The organism is Clostridium sp. AM25-23AC, assembly GCF_003435125.1.
Lineage (GTDB): Bacteria > Bacillota > Clostridia > Lachnospirales > Lachnospiraceae > Pilosibacter > Pilosibacter fragilis.
This window is the reverse complement of record NZ_QWGI01000013.1, coordinates 89,860-106,565: the sequence shown is the minus strand read 5'-3', so window position 1 is coordinate 106,565 and position 16,706 is coordinate 89,860. Positions and strand designations below refer to the sequence as shown.

Genomic DNA, 16,706 nt, shown 5'->3' with positions numbered 1-16,706 from the left:
TTTTAAACGTTTTATTTGAAATAGCACAACAGGTTAAATTAGTAGCACCAATGGTATGCTTCAGGTCGCGAAAAGAAGTTTCGATGCCCCAGCGGAGATTGTAACAGTATTTTATATCGTCCGGTGTAAAAGCTTCTTCGGAAAGTGTAGTGATGATATTTTCAAAAACACCATCGGACACTTCAACGCGGACGATTCTTAGTTTCAGCAGATATTCATCGGAAATATCATCTGGATCAAGATAGTCGAAAGCTATGTTTTTACAAATATAGCGGTATTGTGATTCTTTTTCGGGATGTTTATGTTTCTTTTTTGATTGTGTTCTGGTCAGAATCAGTTCTATGGTTGTATCCAGTTTGTCAGGAAGAGTCTCGACTCCAAGAAAACGCTGTACATTCAAATCCTTAGCACGAATCAAAAAATCAACATGATTTTCGATTGCATGGGCAAAAACATTGTAACTGGAAAATCCTCTGTCAGCAATGAAAATGGGGGATCCCCCATAGGCATACCGATCCATAAGATTGCAGATAGCTTGAAACTCATTTTTAAGACGCCCAGGCTGAACTTCTAAATCAAGATACCGCTTAGAACATACCTCATATAAAGAGATGGTATGAACCATATTAAAACCGGATAGAGATTTGCCATTAGGCTCGTGGAAGGTGTCGGGATTGTTAGGATTTCTGGCAATGTTAAATTCAGAACCATCACACGCAATAAGATAGTATTTTCCGCGAAATTTTTCTAAGGGGAATTTAAGGTTAAATTCCTTAAGAAGGTGACGGAATGCAGAAACGGAAAGTTTGGAACGTTGTTGATAAAAAGCAGAGCCGGTAGGAAGCGAGGAATCATACTCAAAAAATTTGAGAAGTTCATGATTCAGGCATCCGCTTTCCATGGAAATGATCAGATGCATCATTTTCTTAAAATCAAGTTTGCGTTTGCGGATAAAATCTTTATCTGGATTTTTTACAAAAGAAGAAAGTGAGCGGGACATCTCATCAATAATGTCCCAAAGTATAGTTTTGACAATTTCAGGAAATGTCATAGGTAAACCTCCTTGAATCAGAATGAAATATAGTTCTAATTCAAGGGCCGCTCTCGTTACCTTAGAATTATATCGGCAACGAGAGCGGCCGCACATTTTGATTGATGTGTCAACTATAATTTATAAATTTTTGTTAGAGGTTTACCTCTTAGTGAACCAATAAGCTTAACTAAGTGACATTGGTTCAGATTCTTTACATTTCTGTCATTTTTCTTTCATTCTCTTTACAAAGCCTCTTATATCTGACCGTATTCCTTCATTTTTTTTTGACAATTTGGTCACACTTTTTTGATTTAATATGGATCATAAAGAAAGAGAGAGATCCTTTGAAGCACCTGGATCTTTCGTTTTTTCTCTTATATTTTCGATATTAGAAAGGAAGACTTAAATTATTATGAAAAAGAAATTACTTCTTACCACTTGCATCGCAGGTATCATCGCACTGGCAACCGCATGCTCTTCCCAGAGCACAACTGCTGCAACAACCGCTGCTTCTACAACGGCTGAGACAACAGCGGCTGCTGTGAAGGAGAATACAACTGCTGCTGAAAAGGAGACAACTGCCGCTGAAAAAGCAGAAGGCAAGAAAGAGGCTGATTCCAAAGCTTCCGAAAACAGCAGTGAAAAAAGCGACGAATCAAAAGAGTCTACAATGACTGGTACCATCAGTGACATAAAAGATTTCATGTTCACGGTAAGTGCTGATGGAAAGGATTACGCGTTCACCTTCGAAGCCGATAAAAAACCGGAAGGTCTCTCCGAAGTCAAGGACGGCGATAAAGTTACTGTAACTTACACCGGAACGGTCAATGAAGTAGACGCTTTTGATGGAACCATTCTTTCCGTGACAAAGGCTAAATAATATACACACGGGTGTGAAATGCGGCACCGCCAGGTCCCAAAAAAGGACCGGCGGTGCCGCGGCTAAAAGGCTGAAGGTAGTCAGCAGTTAGAATATTGACACACCACGATCTGGATCTTATCAAGCAATCGCTTAAGATTCTCATTTTCTTTCTGAAGTCTGGTGCAGCGCTCCCGGTACAGGTCCCTCTGCCTTTCAATGATACGGAAGTTATCGCAGATCTCTTTCATATCCTCGCTCTCTTCCCACGGCAGGTCAGAAAATTCTTTCCCTGCCGCTGGTTTCAGATTCTGCAGTATCTCCCCTGAACATATTTTCTTATTTGCTTCATCTGTTAATTTTTCTGCTGTTTTCATAATCTATCTCCACTGACGATCATCCACATTTTCTATCCTGTTTATTTCTGTTGTCCAGCCCTGCCCTTTTCATCCAAAACTGGAAAAGTTAAAATTTATCAAACAGCCTTCCTGGCTCTCACAATAAGATGCCAGATTGGAAGCAGATACAGGAACACCGCCGCCCCTATCGACACAAGCGGCGCCGACACAGACGCCAGCGGAACCGCACCCGCGATGGACCACGGAATGAGCGGAGCCGTAACGATTACCGAGTTTTCCATATCTATCGCAAACTTCTGCTGATCCGGCTCCAGATCCTTGCAGACCTGGTCCACCAGCATCGTTGCCAGTGTCTGGTTGCAGGCCACCATCCCCGCCACCATGGACGTCATAAGGATCGTACCAAATACGGTGATTTTTCTGCTCACCGAGCCCATCTTCGATTTTAAACCATTTAAAAGTCCGGTTTCCTCAAAGATACCTGAATAGGAGGACGAAATCGTGATGATCAGTGCCACCCGCACCATGGACATGATTCCGCCGCCGTCGATCATGGACGAGATTGATGGATCCGGAGATTGATAACCGTTGACCAGAATTTCAACGATCAGGAACAGGTCCGTGTGCTGCCAGAAAAGGCACACGCCGAGTGCCGTCATGATACTTGCCAGCATCGCCATCCGCACCTGTACCCGGAAAAGTGATAATACCATGATCACCACCGCGGGAAGAATTGGGATCAGTCCCAGATGGAATACGCCAGAAAAGCTCTCCGTCAGCGACAAATTTCCGGCTTCCGCCGCCGGAAATGCGATTCCGCAGACACCGTAAAAGGCACAGGTCAAAATTAGCGGCACGATGGCCGTCCTCACCATCAGACGGATATTGTCAAAAATATTTGTGTGGGTCAGCTCCGAGACCAGCAGCGCGCTGGTGGATACCGGCGAACACCGGTCCCCGAAGAACACGCCGGAGAGGATCGCGCCGCCTGCAATGATCTCGTTGCACCCCATTGCCTTTGCCATCGTCATACAGATCACACCCATGGTCGCCGCTGTACCAAATGCCGTTCCAGTCAGGACAGAAACCAGAGCATTTAAAAGAAATGCCATCAAAATCATTACCGACGGATTCATAAGCCCTGCGCAGTAGGAGACGATCGCCGGGATCGTTCCCGCCGCCCGCCAGAGCGCCGTCAGCATCCCGATGAGTAAAAACGTAATTAAAATATTTTTCGCCGTCTTGATTCCCTTCCAGGACATCCCGAGAATATCTCTGACCGTATAACCGCGGCTCAAAGTGTACGCGAAAAAGATCAGATATCCAAGTGCCAACGCTGCCAGGATCGGGATTCCCGCAAGGATGCACCCGATCAGCGTCACCGCGAACACGACCAGAACAGCCGTCTCACTGGTGTGTACCTTCATAATGTTTACCTCTTCCCTGTTTTCTTTCGTGAACCATTCCCTCAGCCAGCCGTTCCCTGTTCAGATATCCTGATCCACCTTTATGATTCTAGTATACGCCTGGATTTTCCACTTGTCTAACTGTATTTTCCGATATATAATACAGCTAAAAAACTGTATGTAAGTTACAGATTTCATTCTTTTACACGATTTTCCCAGTTCATTCTGGCTGTCCCGTATCCTTTATGATCAGCACAGCTGATTCGAGACTCTGCACGACACTTACAATCAAACTTTCTTTGTAACTGTTCAGTACCTTCACAGTTACATGCAAAAATCCATTCCAAATCGGCTACGCCGATGGATTTTTGCCTTTTAGCCTATGTTTTCTTACGGTCAGCGCAGCAAGTGCGCAGACCTACTGAACAGTTACCTTTCTTTTTTATATTCCGGAGGTTTTATATGAACTTTCTTTCCATGGACTATTTTCTCATGACCGCCGAGAAGCGCAGCTTCACAAAAGCCGCCGATGCTCTCCATATCACCCAGCAGACCCTGAGCACCCACATCGCCAATCTGGAACAGGAGCTGGACTGCAAGCTCTTCGTCCGCCATGTTCCCCTGGAACTCACCTACGCCGGAGAGATCTTTTGCCAGTACGCCGCAGACTTCCAGAAAAAATACCGGGCAATGCAGCACGAATTTGCCGACCTGACTAAAAATGAGCAGGGCATCCTGCGGATCGGCATCTCTTTTACCCGCTGCCACGCGATCATGCCTGCGATCATCACGGAATACCAGCGCCGCTACCCGCATATGGAGATCCAGGTCATCGAAAATGCGAACACTGGACTACAAAAAGACCTGATGGAACATAAGATCGATCTCGCCATCGCGAAGTTCCCGGATTTTCTGCCAGGGATCACTCTGAGCGATTTCTATGAGGAGGAGGTCGTTCTTCTGCTTGCTGATTCTCTGTTTCATGAGGTCATTTCCGATGCCGCCCCAGCAGATGCCCTATTTTTACATCTTCCAAAGACTATCTACTGCTCCGGCTCTGATTTCACTCATGACACCGCTGGCACTGTCTCCTTTTCTGTCCAGGATCTCCCTGCACTGACAGATTCACAGCCAGAACCGTTAATGTTAAGAAGCCCGGAAGACTTCTCGATCTTCGAACACTGCCCATTCCTTCTAAACTACGCCACAGACATCGCCGGTCAGCTCGGAAGACACTTCATCACCATGGGCAATTTCAAACCGATCGTAAAGACCCAGTCCGACAATATGGGAATGCTTCTGGAGCTCTGCGCCGCCGGAAAAGGCGCCTGCATCTCCCCGCTGAACCTTGCCATGAGCTCCCTCTCCCCTGAGCAGCGCAAAAAAATGCGGATCATCCATCTCGGACGATCCGCAAAATATAAGATCCGCTTCGGTTCTCTGGAACAGCCTTACCAGTGGAAGGCAATCCGGAACTTTATGGATGCCGCGAACGCTGCACTCACAAGAACCGGCACAACCCCCTAGCTTTACGTTCTCTATCGCATGCGGTGTGCCGTTTTTCAAATGAACAAAAATTTCTAGCGCTTCTCCTGGCTGAAAACAATCGACCTGCCGGGGCCTCTCACCCTGCCAGATAACACCAGACTGGCAGGGTCAGCATGGACATTAGCGTCGTCATAACCACGCATCTCGTTGCAAACAAGGCGTCACTGTCATATCTTGCCGCAAAAATCGCCGCCGTAGCTCCGGCAGGCATGCCGGTCATCAGAACGCTGATTCCCAGTGATGTGGCATCAAGTCCAAGTCCAAGTCCAACGACCAGTGCTGCTGCCGGGAGAATGATCAGACGGAATACAGAAAACATGGCTGTATCTTTATTAAAGATCGTTGTAATTTTTACATCCGCCAAAATCGTTCCCACGATCAGCATCGTGAGGGCGCTGTTACAATTCCCAAGATACTTCACTGTCGCCGTGATGACGGCTGGAAGCTTCACCTGAGTCACCATGCAGATCAAGCCCAGATAAATTGCGACCAGACATGGATGTGTCAGCACGTTCTTCGCGACTTTCTTCTTATCCACCTTCTCATCCGCCACAAAATAAGTTGTCCCCACCGACCACATGATGATCCGCATAGGGATCAGGAAAATTGAAGTATACAAAACTCCGATCTCATTATAGATCGCCTCTGCGATCGGATTTCCGAGAAATCCACTCATTGGAACGATCGTGCAGTACTGGAGGACTTTCCTTCTCCGCGGCACATACCGGTTAAAGATAAACTTATTTAAAGTCAGACAGACCGCCTGCATGATCACCGCCGCCAGTAAAAGCAACGCACAGGACCGAAATATTTCCATGTTGAATTCAATCAGGCACGACTTAAAGATATTACATGGGATCACCACGTTGATGCATAAATCCGTCAGACATTTCTTTCCATTGGCATCGATGATCTCCTTTTTCTTTAAGATTGCTCCGACAATCATCAATGCAAACAAGGTTCCCTGAAGACTGAATAGATCGAGTAAATTCATATATATGCCTCCCGCCTCTTTCTGATGTAAATAAATTTTTGCAGCAACTTTATAGAAGTCTTCTCACTGCCCCTGCATGTTTCTTAAATCTATCATAGCACGGTCATATTTCTTTGTATAACTGTTTTATTCGGTGAAGTGCACAGCTATTTATCTGTTTTTTATTCGAATTTCAAAAAGTACCCCAATCGTCAGTCTTTATTACAGCCAACGACCGGGGAACTTCCAGTACTCTATTTTTTCTTTACCATACAGCGCCTCTTATAAAAAGCGATTCTAAAACACCGCCCCATGCCGGAGATCTTTTACCACAACATCACTCGCTCTTCACCATGTTCCCTATTTGACTCCACCATATATCCGGCTCCGGTAAAGATTCCCGCCAGAAAAGCATGATAAAAATCTTCCTGGTAATCGTATCGCTCTTCATATCGATAAAAGAGCGGATGATCGCGTTATCGCTGGTATTTTTCCAATAACTCGCCGGTCTTGCGCTTGGGTCCGTCTGCAGCCTTTACACATAGTTCATAACGTCCCACGGACAATAGATATCAAATTCACCGAAATGGTGACCATCATACCAGACTTTTACCGTTGCAAGCTGATCTTTCCTCTTTGCATATGTCAGGATCTGGTCCACTTCTTTCTGTGTAAATCCAAAGTATTCATTCAGGCGGGTATCAGAGATCGTATCAAAAACAAAATTATTGGTTCCGGTAAAAATACTCTCTTTCGATACACGAGGACATCCGATTGACACCGCAAACTGCAGGGATGTGTTGTCCCTCAGCGCCGTACTCATCATTGCCCGGATAATCTCCAGCATGGCATCCGTCAGTCTGCCCTACACTACATTCGCAAGTTGACCGAATATTTCCCGGTCATTTTCATTTACCCGTTCACTCTTTCAAAATTGGATACTCCTACCGGGATGTTTAGTCTCTTCATTTTCGCTCCTCAAATTTAAACGTGATTTCTATACTGCGTTTTACTTAAATTTTTGCATATCCCTACATTGCAATATAATAACTTATGTACATATATGAATTTTTTCCACCCTATTCTCACTCATCTCCCTGTCTCTCAGGTATTCCCCGTACTCTCTAAGCTCACTCATACACAACATAAAAAATCCTCCATTTATCAGTCTTCTATCATTATAAGCAACAAACGAAGAATAATCCAAGGACACCATAACGCAAAAATCCCCGCCCGGAAATCCGGACGGGGATTTTATCACCTGTTTGGACACTGCCGGCAGAATCGCTCTGCCTACTTTTATTCGTTCCAGGTGCCAAGTTCAAAACTTTTCACCCTGGTATATACAATTCACGTAAATTATTTACCTGCTGCAGCCTTTGCTTCTTTGATCTTCTCTGTCAGCATCGGAACGATCTTGTTTAAGTCGCCTACGATACCGTAGTCAGCTACATCGAAGATCGGAGCGGACTCATCTTTGTTGATCGCAATGATGATGTCAGACTCTTCCATACCAGCTACGTGCTGGATAGCACCGGAAATACCGATTGCGAAGTATACGTGCGGACGAACAGTCTTACCAGTCTGTCCTACCTGAAGATCTTTCGGCTTCCAGCCGGAATCTACAACTGCACGAGAGCAGCTTACTGTACCGCCAATAGCCTCAGCGAGGTCATCAAGCAGTTTGAAGTTCTCTGCGCTGCCAACTCCACGACCACCGGAAACAAGGATCTTTGCATCCATGATATCAGCTACGTCGGATACTGCCTTAACGATCTCGAGAATCTCAACGTACTTGTTGTCCGGAGTGAAGCCCGGGTTGAATTCGATAATTTCAGCTTTTCTGCCAGCCTCACGGTCAAGCTTCTGCATAACGCCTGGACGTACTGTAGCCATCTGCGGACGGAATTCCGGGCAAGCGATTGTAGCGATCGTGTTGCCGCCGAATGCCGGACGGGTCATAAGGAGCTGACCATGTTTCTGCTCTTTACCCGGCATAGCTACGAGCGGGAAATCTCCGATATCGAGCTGTGTGCAGTCTGCTGTAAGACCTGTATGGATACGTGCGCAAACACGCGGGCCAAGGTCACGACCGATTGCTGTAGCACCGATTAAGAAGATGTCCGGCTTGAACTCGTTGATAACAGATGTGATCGCATGAGTATACGGCTCAGTTCTGTAATCCTTTAATTCCGGATCGTCAACAACGATAACTTTGTCTGCACCGTACTCACCGAGTTCGTCTGCAAGACCTTTTATGTTGGAACCAACTAAAACTGCTGTTACAGTTGTTCCTAAATCTTTTGCCAGGTCTTTACCTTTACCGATCAGCTCCAGAGCGATGCTGCTGATCTGATTGTCTACCTGCTGTGCAAAGACATATACACCCTTATATTCTGCTAAATTCATCACTTTTCACCACACTTTTCTTTTTTTGAATTAAAGTACATGTTTCTCAGTAAGTTTCTCAACAATGTAATTTGCAGCTGCGGACGGATCAAGGTTTGTCTCCTTAACGCCTGCACCCTTTCTTACTTTGTCGGAAGCCTTAGCGATCTGAGTCGGGGATCCCTTAAGACCAAGGTTGGAATCAAGGACATCTTTCAGATCTTTTCTGCCCCAAACGGTGATCTCTTTCTTGTATGCATCGAAGATTCCGCCCGGAGTCATGTAACGCGGCTCATTTAATTCAGAAAGTGCTGTAATTAAGCACGGCATTTTAGCCTTTAACATCATGTATCTATCATCGAACTGACGCTTAACGATTACGGAATCGCCATCGATCTCGATGCCCTCAGCATAGCTGATTACCGGGAGACCAAGGTGCTCGGAGATCTGCGGACCTACCTGAGCTGTATCACCATCGATAGCCTGACGGCCTGTGATGATGAGGTCATAGTCAAGGTTTCTTAAAGCACCAGCGATTGTCTGGGATGTAGCCCATGTATCAGCACCGCCGAGAACACGGTCTGTAACAAGGATACCGTTATCAGCGCCCATAGCCATAGCCTCACGAAGAACTTCCTCAGCCTTCGGAAGACCCATTGTAACTACTGTAACTTCTGCACCATACTGATCTTTTAAGCGAAGAGCTGCCTCCAGACCAGCTTTATCATCCGGGTTCATGATTGTGAGCATAGCTGCTCTGTCAAGTGTTCCATCCGGTTTGAACTTTACGCCGCCCTTAGTATCCGGCACCTGTTTTACACAAACAACGATTTTCACTGTATTTCACTCCTTATTTTCATTTATAGTTATGATCTTCCAGCTGTTAAATTATTATTTTAACAGTGCGCCGGAGATAACCATTCTCTGAACTTCACTTGTTCCTTCGTAGATCTCGGTGATCTTAGCATCACGCATCATACGCTCTACGTCGTACTCTCTGATGTAACCATAACCACCATGGAGCTGTACAGCCTTTGTTGTAACTTCCATAGCAACCTCTGCTGCATACAGTTTAGCCATTGCTGCCTCTACGCCGTAGGACTTCTGAGTAGCCTTAGCCATTGCTGCACGGTAAACCATCATCTGAGCAGCTTTTACCTTTGTTGCCATATCAGCAAGCTGGAACTGTGTGTTCTGGAACTGACCGATTGTGCGGCCGAACTGCTTTCTCTCTTTTACGTAAGCAACTGTTCTGTCAAGAGCGCCCTCTGCAAGACCAAGAGCCTGAGCAGCGATACCGATACGTCCGCCGTCAAGAGTATGCATAGCGATCTTGAAGCCCTCACCCTTCTTACCTAAGAGGTTGTCCTTCGGGATGCGGCAGTCTGTGAAAATAAGTTCATATGTTGCAGATCCGCGGATACCCATCTTCTTCTCTTTTGTACCAAAAGTGAAGCCCGGTGTACCTTTCTCTACGATAAATGCGGAAATCTCTTTCTGCATTTTGCCACGTTTCTCAACAGTGCCTGTTACAGCGATAACGATGTATGTATCAGCATACTTACCGTTCGTGATGAAGCACTTGGAACCGTTTAATACCCACTCGTCGCCGTCTAAAACAGCTTTTGTCTGCTGACCCTGAGCGTCTGTACCAGCGCCCGGCTCAGTTAAACCGAATGCGCCTAACTTCTCGCCTTTTGCAAGCGGAACGAGGAATTTCTGCTTCTGCTCTTCTGTTCCGAATGTCATGATCGGATCCATGCAAAGGGATGTATGTGCGGAAACGATAACGCCTGTAGTACCGCAAACTTTGGAAAGCTCCTCAACGCACATAGCGTATGTAAGCGGATCACAGCCCTGTCCACCATACTCCTTCGGTACCGGAATACCGAGGAAACCGTTTTTAGCCATCTTCTCTACGGTTTCAACCGGGAATCTCTCTTCCTCGTCAACCTCCTGAGCAAGGGGTTTGACTTCCTTCTCGGCGAAATCATGGAACAGTGTTCTCGCCATCTCATGCTCTTTACCTAATGTAAAATCCATGTTTTTAGTTCCTCCTTGTGAATTGTATCATGTATAACATAGGGAAATGTGGATGCTTCATTTCTCCGATGTACCTATCCATTGGACAAACGTGGTTTCCGCCCGCGTTTATCCTGTCCCGCATTTTGCGGATTCAAAATTCCCGGCATATAACCCAACATATATGCCCAGAATTCCGATTGTGAAAAAAAACACAATCTTGGTTAAAAAATAAATTTAGCGTTTTCTTTACCTCATAAACCTGCTTTCGCTGATATTTAGTGGAAAAAGTAAACGCTATCGGGTTATCTGCCTGACGGGATCAGATCCCCGTCAGGCATTTCCCATACCGGTAACTATCTCCGGATTACTTTGTGTAATCGTAGAAACCCTTGCCGGTCTTTCTTCCAAGAAGGCCGCCGCGAACCATCTTCTTAAGAAGCGGATGCGGACGATACTTCGGATCGCCTGTCTCTGTCTCAAGAACATTCATGATTGCAAGAACAACATCAAGACCAATCAGATCACCGAGAGCTAACGGTCCCATCGGATGGTTAGCGCCAAGCTTCATGGCAGTATCGATACCCTCTACGGAAGCAACGCCCTCAGCATAAATGCCGACTGCTTCGTTGACCATCGGAATAAGGATTCTGTTTACAACGAAACCTGCAGCCTCTTCTACCTGTACCGGAGTCTTGCCGATCTCTTCAGAGATCTTCTTAACAGCTTCAACATCTTCCTGCTTTGTGTTTAAGCCAGCGATAACCTCAACCAGCTTCATAACCGGTGCCGGGTTGAAGAAATGCATACCGATTACATGTCTCTCAACAGCGCTGCCGATCTCTGTAATGGAAAGAGAGGAAGTGTTTGTTGCAAAGATGCAGCTCGGTTTGCAGATCGCGTCGAGCTCTTTAAATGTCTGCTTTTTGATCTCCATGTTCTCGATCGCAGCCTCTACAACGAGGTCACAATCGCCGCAGATATCTTTCACACCAGTTGTGATCTTGTTAAGGATCTTGTCAGCCTCTTCCTGAGTCATTTTGCCTTTTGCGATTCTCTTCTCGAATCCAGCGGCAATCTTCTTCTTTCCGTTCGCTGCAAATGTTTCATTGATGTCGCAGAGCATTACCTCATAGCCTTCAGTCTGTGCGAATGCCTGTGCAATACCGGAACCCATGGTTCCTGCGCCGATAATACCAACTTTCATGATTTTATCTCCTTATATATGCAACAATGTTATGTAATCTTATCGATTTTTGAAGCCGTCCACTTTTCTCTTCTCGAGGAACGCCTTCATTCCTTCCTTCTGATCCTCAGTCTCAAAGCACTCGGAGAAATATTTCTCTTCGATAGAGATTGCGTGGTCAAGGTCGGAAAGGTAACCGTCTGTCAGGGACTCCTTGGAATTTCTGACAGCGATCGGTGCGTTGGAGGCGATCTTCTTTGCCAGCTTCATAACTGTCGGAATAAGCTCTTCCTTCGCACATACACCGTTTACAAGGCCGATCCGGTATGCCTCGTCAGCTTTGATATTGACAGCGGCATATACCATTTCCTTTGCCTTTCCGGCTCCGATCAGTCTTGCGAGACGCTGGGTTCCGCCGAATCCCGGAGTAATACCAAGACCAACCTCCGGCTGTCCGAATATAGCGTTTTCGGAGCAGTAACGGATATCGCAGCTCATTGCAAGCTCATTTCCACCGCCAAGTGCAAAGCCGTTGACAGCAGCGATCGACGGGATCGGAAGTGTCTCCAGCTTACGGAAAACATCGTTTCCAGCTTTACTGAATTCACGTGCTTCCTGTACAGTCATCGTGCTCATTGCAGCAATGTCCGCACCGGCAACAAAGGATTTCTCACCTGCGCCGGTCACAACCAGCACTCTTGTTGTACCAAGATCAATGCTGTCAAGAACAGCATCAAGGTCCTGAATAACCTCTGTATTTAACGCATTTAAAGCCTCCGGACGGTTGATGGTGATAACACCAACAAAACCGTCCTGCTCATATTTTACAAAACCCATATCGTTGTTCTCCTCAGATTTTGTCTATGCCCCAGATCAGATTAGTCTCTCTCTACGATTGTAGCACAGCCCATTCCGCCGCCGATGCAAAGAGTTGCAAGACCCTTCTTAGCATCTGCCTTCTCCATCTCATGAAGAAGTGTAACGAGAATACGGCATCCGGAAGCTCCTACCGGGTGTCCGAGAGCGATCGCGCCGCCGTTCGGGTTTAACTTGTTAAGGTCAAAGCCAAGCTCTTTGCCTACTGCTACAGACTGTGCAGCGAATGCCTCGTTAGCCTCGATGATATCGAAGTCTTTGATCTCCATGCCTGTTCTCTTGAGAACTTTTCTTGTAGCTGCAACCGGTCCGATACCCATGATCTTCGGATCTACGCCGCCGAGAGCACCGGCAACCCATGTAGCCATCGGCTTAACACCGAGCTCTTTAGCTTTCTCTTCGCTCATAACAACAACTGCTGCTGCACCGTCGTTGATTCCTGAAGAGTTACCAGCTGTAACTAAGCCGCCGTCTTTCTTGAATGCCGGTTTTAACTTGCCGAGTGTCTCAACCGTTGTTCCGTGACGCGGACCTTCATCTGTATCTACGATAACTGTCTCTTTTTTCTTCTTAACTTCTACCGGAACGATCTCGTCCTTGAATGCGCCGGACTTCTGAGCAGCCTCTGCCTTCTGCTGGCTTACTGCAGCGAACTTGTCCAGTTCTTCTCTTGTAAGACCCCACTGATCGCAGATGTTCTCAGCTGTGATACCCATGTGGTAGTTGTTGAATGCATCCCAGAGAGCATCGTTAACCATTGTATCAACTAAGGTAGCATTGCCCATACGGTATCCGTAACGGCCTTTCATCATAGCATACGGAGCCATGGACATGTTCTCCATACCACCTGCAACAACGATATCAGCGTCACCGGAAAGGATCATCTCAGCTGCCATGTTAACAGCCTCAAGACCGGAACCGCAAACTACGTTGATCGTAACTGCCGGAACTTCGATCGGGAGACCAGCTTTTAATGTAGCCTGACGAGCTACGTTCTGTCCCTGACCAGCCTGGATTACACAACCCATGTAAACCTGGTCAACAGCTTCCGGAGCTACACCAGCTCTCTTTAAAGCCTCTTTAATTACGATTGCGCCAAGTTCCGGAGCCGGGATTGTACTTAATTCGCCACCCATTGTTCCGATTGCGGTACGGCATGCACCTGCCAGTACAATTTTCTTTGCCATTTTCTTTTCCTCCTCATTATACCGCTGCCATGCTCTACACCATATAATTTTTCACAAGCAAGGCAGTATATTATGTATAACTAATAATATCACCAAACCGTTTTTGTGTCAAATAATTCTCAAAAGCTTTTTATATAATTTTTCTAAACAAATTAGAAAGTTTCCTTATCCTTTCGTACAAAAGTTACTTTTTTGCTTTGATGCGGTGTTTTGGCGCTTCGTCATGTTTTGCGAACATTTACGAAGCTTTTTCCCGGAATTATTGACCTTACACCCGGAAAATGTTAAAATAATCTCATAGTCTGTCCGTGCGGCGGTCTATATGGAAACAAGTGCTGCGGATCCGTTTGCATAAGCCTTTCCATATGTGCCGGCATAGGGCGAGCGCCCTGTGCTTCCTGCTTTCGTGTCAACGAAAACAGAAAACTCGCGCGATATATTGCTACTATATTTTTATGGTTACAAAGAGAGGGTATTGAAAATGGATTTCAAACAGATGTATCAGGAAAAGCTGGTTTCCGCAGAGAAGGCAGCTTCTGTAATCAAGTCCGGTGACTGGGTCGATTATGGCTGGACAACAGCGACACCGGTTGCTGTCGACAAGGCGATTGCGAAAAGACTTCCGGAATTAACCGACGTAAACTTCCGCGGCGGTATCTTAATGTGGGTGCCGGAGATCTTCAAGATTGAGAATCCGGCAGAACATATGACCTGGAACTCCTGGCATATGGGCGGTATCGAGAGAAAAGCGATCGCGCAGGGCTTCAGCTACTATGCTCCGATCCGTTACTCTGAGCTTCCAAGATATTACAGAGAATCCCAGACTAAGCCGGACGTAGCTGTATTCCAGGTTTCCCCGATGGACGAGCACGGTTTCTTCAATTTCGGACCGAACGCTTCCCATATGGCGGCTGTATGTGAGACTTCCAAGGTCGTTATCGTGGAAGTGAACGAGAATATGCCGGTATGCTTCGGCGGCACTGAAGAGGGCGTTCATATCTCTCACGTTGACATGATCGTGGAAGGTGACAACCCGGCGATCGCTGAGATGGGCGGCGCTGCTGCTGCAAGCGATGTCGATGAGGCTGTCGCAAAGCTGATCCTTGAGGAGATCCCGGACGGTGCATGCTTACAGCTTGGTATCGGTGGAATGCCGAACGCGGTCGGCGCTCTGATCGCGAAATCTGACTTAAAGGATCTCGGCGTTCATACTGAGATGTATGTTGACGCATTCGTGGATATCGCAAACGCCGGAAAGATCACTGGCGCAAGAAAGAATATCGACAAAGGCCGTCAGGTATACGCATTCGGCGCAGGTACAAAGAAATTATATGACTATTTAAATAAGAACCCGGAGTGTATGTCCGCACCGGTAGACTACACGAACGATGTCCGCACGATCTCTGCTCTTGACAACTTCATGTCCATCAATAACGCTGTTGACCTTGACCTCTTCGGTCAGGTAAACGCAGAGTCCGCAGGAATCAAGCACATCAGCGGAGCCGGCGGACAGCTCGACTTCGTTCTGGGCGCTTACCTTTCCAGGGGCGGAAAGAGCTTCATCTGCTGCTCCTCCACTTTCAAGAAGAAGGACGGCACCTTAGAGTCCAGAATCGTTCCGACTCTGGCTCCTGGCTCCATCGTAACCGATACCCGTGCGAATATCCACTATCTCGTTACTGAGTACGGTAAAGTAAACTTAAAAGGTCTCTCCACATGGCAGAAGACCGAAGCGATCATCTCCGTAGCGCACCCGCAGTTCCGCGACCAGCTGATCGCAGAGGCTGAGAAGATGCATATCTGGAGAGCAAGCAACAAGCGCTGATTATAAATAAAATGCACAACAGGGGCTGTCAATGGCAGCCCCTGTTGTTGTATAATATGATCATGCATTCAGGATCGGATCCATCAATGTGATCCCCTTTTCATTTGCAAGCTTCCGTCTGCATATTTCCAGAAGAGGCTTCTGATATGGGGACTGGTCCTCCGTCCGGTACAGATAGTAGAGCGTTCTGCTTGGCGGCTCCACATCGAGTTCATGGATCGATACCGGCGTCGTCTTTAAGATGCTTTTTGCGACAGAGATCGGAAGAAACGCCCAGTTATCACCGTTCTGGGTGAAATACTGTAAAAATCCCATCTCATCCAGATAAACCTGTGGAACTGCCGCGCTGTTGAAATAATAGTTATGCCAGGTGTCAAAATTCTGATCCCACTGTGTCCGGATTTCCCGGCGCGGATCCAGCTCTGAGACTTTGATGTTGTGGGGAAGATTCAGATCTTTTCCCACTATCAGGCACAGTTTTTCCTTAAATAATACCTCCGTCTTTACCTGTGACGAATACATCGGATCCGTGATAAAGGCGATGTCCACCGTCTTGTTGTTTACATAGCTGTAAGCTTCACTCGAATGAAGTGTCGTCACATGGAGGCTGCATTCCGGCGTATTCCTTATAAATTCCTGAAACACCGTTGGCAGCATGAATGCAAGGAGGCTTCCAACACTGGCCACATAAAAACTCTTCTCATTGCTCAGCAATGCTTCCTCCTGAGTCTCATTCCAAAGTGCCTGCCAGCGGTGTGCAATTCCAACAAAGGCTCTCCCCTGTCTTGTCAGCTCCACATGACGGACTCCTTTATTCCGGATAAACAGGGAATAGCCCAGTTCTTCCTCCAGTGCGCGGATCCGACGGCCGAGAGCCGGCTGTGTGATATATAATTTTTCTGCCGCTGCAGAAAAGCTTCCGCACTGGGCGATCTTCAAGAACGCTTCAATTTCAAGAAACGTCATGTTCGATTCTCCTTCCTGTGCCACAACACCAACATGTTCGATATCTTTTTTGCGTGAGCATCTTCATTTCATGCTGTT

The 16,706-nt window shown here is 46.7% G+C and carries 15 protein-coding genes; 3 read left to right on the top strand and 12 right to left on the bottom strand.

What is annotated here, in order from left to right:
• Window positions 1-1,051: IS4 family transposase (locus DW677_RS09725; protein ID WP_117567066.1), on the bottom strand; the 1,051-nt coding region annotated here is incomplete at its 3' end.
• A 394-nt stretch (window positions 1,052-1,445) separates the two neighbouring features.
• On the opposite strand from DW677_RS09725, the gene DW677_RS09720 reads away from it, so the two are divergent.
• Window positions 1,446-1,913 (top strand): hypothetical protein, encoded by a 468-nt coding sequence (locus DW677_RS09720; RefSeq protein WP_015553774.1) that lies wholly within the window; start codon window positions 1,446-1,448, stop codon window positions 1,911-1,913.
• 80 nt (window positions 1,914-1,993) lie between these two features.
• Here the strand turns inward: DW677_RS09720 and DW677_RS09715 are convergent, their stop codons facing one another.
• Window positions 1,994-2,269 (bottom strand): hypothetical protein, encoded by a 276-nt coding sequence (locus DW677_RS09715; protein ID WP_117470194.1) that lies wholly within the window; start codon window positions 2,267-2,269, stop codon window positions 1,994-1,996.
• A 98-nt stretch (window positions 2,270-2,367) separates the two neighbouring features.
• Entirely contained in the window at window positions 2,368-3,678 is a 1,311-nt protein-coding gene (locus DW677_RS09710) for a Na+/H+ antiporter NhaC family protein (protein ID WP_117567065.1), read from the bottom strand.
• Between the two features lie 441 nt (window positions 3,679-4,119).
• Here DW677_RS09710 and DW677_RS09705 point away from each other — a divergent pair, with 441 nt between their 5' ends.
• Complete coding sequence (locus DW677_RS09705; protein ID WP_117567063.1) at window positions 4,120-5,184, top strand: LysR family transcriptional regulator; 1,065 nt, start codon at window positions 4,120-4,122, stop codon at window positions 5,182-5,184.
• 97 nt (window positions 5,185-5,281) lie between these two features.
• Here DW677_RS09705 and DW677_RS09700 read toward each other — a convergent pair whose 3' ends face one another.
• The 8 genes from DW677_RS09700 to DW677_RS09665 all read right to left on the bottom strand — a co-directional run bounded on the left by DW677_RS09700 (window position 5,282) and on the right by DW677_RS09665 (window position 13,837).
• Window positions 5,282-6,199, bottom strand: coding sequence for an AEC family transporter (locus DW677_RS09700; protein ID WP_117513105.1), 918 nt, complete (start codon window positions 6,197-6,199; stop codon window positions 5,282-5,284).
• Window positions 6,200-6,713: 514 nt separating this feature from the next.
• Window positions 6,714-7,025, bottom strand: a complete 312-nt coding sequence (locus tag DW677_RS19190; protein ID WP_347473124.1) for an AAA family ATPase — start codon at window positions 7,023-7,025, stop codon at window positions 6,714-6,716.
• 512 nt (window positions 7,026-7,537) lie between these two features.
• Complete coding sequence (locus DW677_RS09690; protein ID WP_117567062.1) at window positions 7,538-8,587, bottom strand: electron transfer flavoprotein subunit alpha/FixB family protein; 1,050 nt, start codon at window positions 8,585-8,587, stop codon at window positions 7,538-7,540.
• 30 nt (window positions 8,588-8,617) lie between these two features.
• Window positions 8,618-9,403: an electron transfer flavoprotein subunit beta/FixA family protein gene (locus DW677_RS09685; protein ID WP_117470189.1), complete on the bottom strand. Its 786-nt coding sequence runs from the start codon at window positions 9,401-9,403 to the stop codon at window positions 8,618-8,620.
• 54 nt (window positions 9,404-9,457) lie between these two features.
• Window positions 9,458-10,609 (bottom strand): acyl-CoA dehydrogenase, encoded by a 1,152-nt coding sequence (locus tag DW677_RS09680; RefSeq protein WP_117470188.1) that lies wholly within the window; start codon window positions 10,607-10,609, stop codon window positions 9,458-9,460.
• Between the two features lie 346 nt (window positions 10,610-10,955).
• Window positions 10,956-11,795, bottom strand: a complete 840-nt coding sequence (locus DW677_RS09675; RefSeq protein WP_117513117.1) for a 3-hydroxyacyl-CoA dehydrogenase NAD-binding domain-containing protein — start codon at window positions 11,793-11,795, stop codon at window positions 10,956-10,958.
• A gap of 39 nt (window positions 11,796-11,834) precedes the next feature.
• Entirely contained in the window at window positions 11,835-12,611 is a 777-nt protein-coding gene (locus DW677_RS09670; protein WP_117567060.1) for an enoyl-CoA hydratase-related protein, read from the bottom strand.
• Between the two features lie 41 nt (window positions 12,612-12,652).
• A complete protein-coding gene (locus DW677_RS09665; RefSeq protein WP_117470186.1) occupies window positions 12,653-13,837 on the bottom strand; it encodes an acetyl-CoA C-acetyltransferase in 1,185 nt (394 codons plus the stop codon).
• A 481-nt stretch (window positions 13,838-14,318) separates the two neighbouring features.
• Between DW677_RS09665 and DW677_RS09660 the strand changes: the two genes are divergently transcribed.
• On the top strand, window positions 14,319-15,662 hold the full coding sequence (locus DW677_RS09660; protein WP_117470185.1) for a butyryl-CoA:acetate CoA-transferase: 1,344 nt from the start codon (window positions 14,319-14,321) through the stop codon (window positions 15,660-15,662).
• 60 nt (window positions 15,663-15,722) lie between these two features.
• Here DW677_RS09660 and DW677_RS09655 read toward each other — a convergent pair whose 3' ends face one another.
• Complete coding sequence (locus DW677_RS09655) at window positions 15,723-16,628, bottom strand: LysR family transcriptional regulator (protein ID WP_117470184.1); 906 nt, start codon at window positions 16,626-16,628, stop codon at window positions 15,723-15,725.
• Window positions 16,629-16,706 lie beyond the last annotated feature (78 nt).

Bases quoted from the DNA above. Each gene is read 5' to 3' on its own strand.
- DW677_RS09720 (WP_015553774.1), top strand. From the start codon at position 1,446: ATGAAAAAGAAATTACTTCTTACCACTTGCATCGCAGGTATCATCGCA.
- DW677_RS09715 (WP_117470194.1), bottom strand. From the start codon at position 2,269: ATGAAAACAGCAGAAAAATTAACAGATGAAGCAAATAAGAAAATATGT.
- DW677_RS09710 (WP_117567065.1), bottom strand. From the start codon at position 3,678: ATGAAGGTACACACCAGTGAGACGGCTGTTCTGGTCGTGTTCGCGGTG.
- DW677_RS09705 (WP_117567063.1), top strand. From the start codon at position 4,120: ATGAACTTTCTTTCCATGGACTATTTTCTCATGACCGCCGAGAAGCGC.
- DW677_RS09700 (WP_117513105.1), bottom strand. From the start codon at position 6,199: ATGAATTTACTCGATCTATTCAGTCTTCAGGGAACCTTGTTTGCATTG.
- DW677_RS19190 (WP_347473124.1), bottom strand. From the start codon at position 7,025: ATGCTGGAGATTATCCGGGCAATGATGAGTACGGCGCTGAGGGACAAC.
- DW677_RS09690 (WP_117567062.1), bottom strand. From the start codon at position 8,587: ATGAATTTAGCAGAATATAAGGGTGTATATGTCTTTGCACAGCAGGTA.
- DW677_RS09680 (WP_117470188.1), bottom strand. From the start codon at position 10,609: ATGGATTTTACATTAGGTAAAGAGCATGAGATGGCGAGAACACTGTTC.
- DW677_RS09675 (WP_117513117.1), bottom strand. From the start codon at position 11,795: ATGAAAGTTGGTATTATCGGCGCAGGAACCATGGGTTCCGGTATTGCA.
- DW677_RS09670 (WP_117567060.1), bottom strand. From the start codon at position 12,611: ATGGGTTTTGTAAAATATGAGCAGGACGGTTTTGTTGGTGTTATCACC.
- DW677_RS09665 (WP_117470186.1), bottom strand. From the start codon at position 13,837: ATGGCAAAGAAAATTGTACTGGCAGGTGCATGCCGTACCGCAATCGGA.
- DW677_RS09660 (WP_117470185.1), top strand. From the start codon at position 14,319: ATGGATTTCAAACAGATGTATCAGGAAAAGCTGGTTTCCGCAGAGAAG.
- DW677_RS09655 (WP_117470184.1), bottom strand. From the start codon at position 16,628: ATGACGTTTCTTGAAATTGAAGCGTTCTTGAAGATCGCCCAGTGCGGA.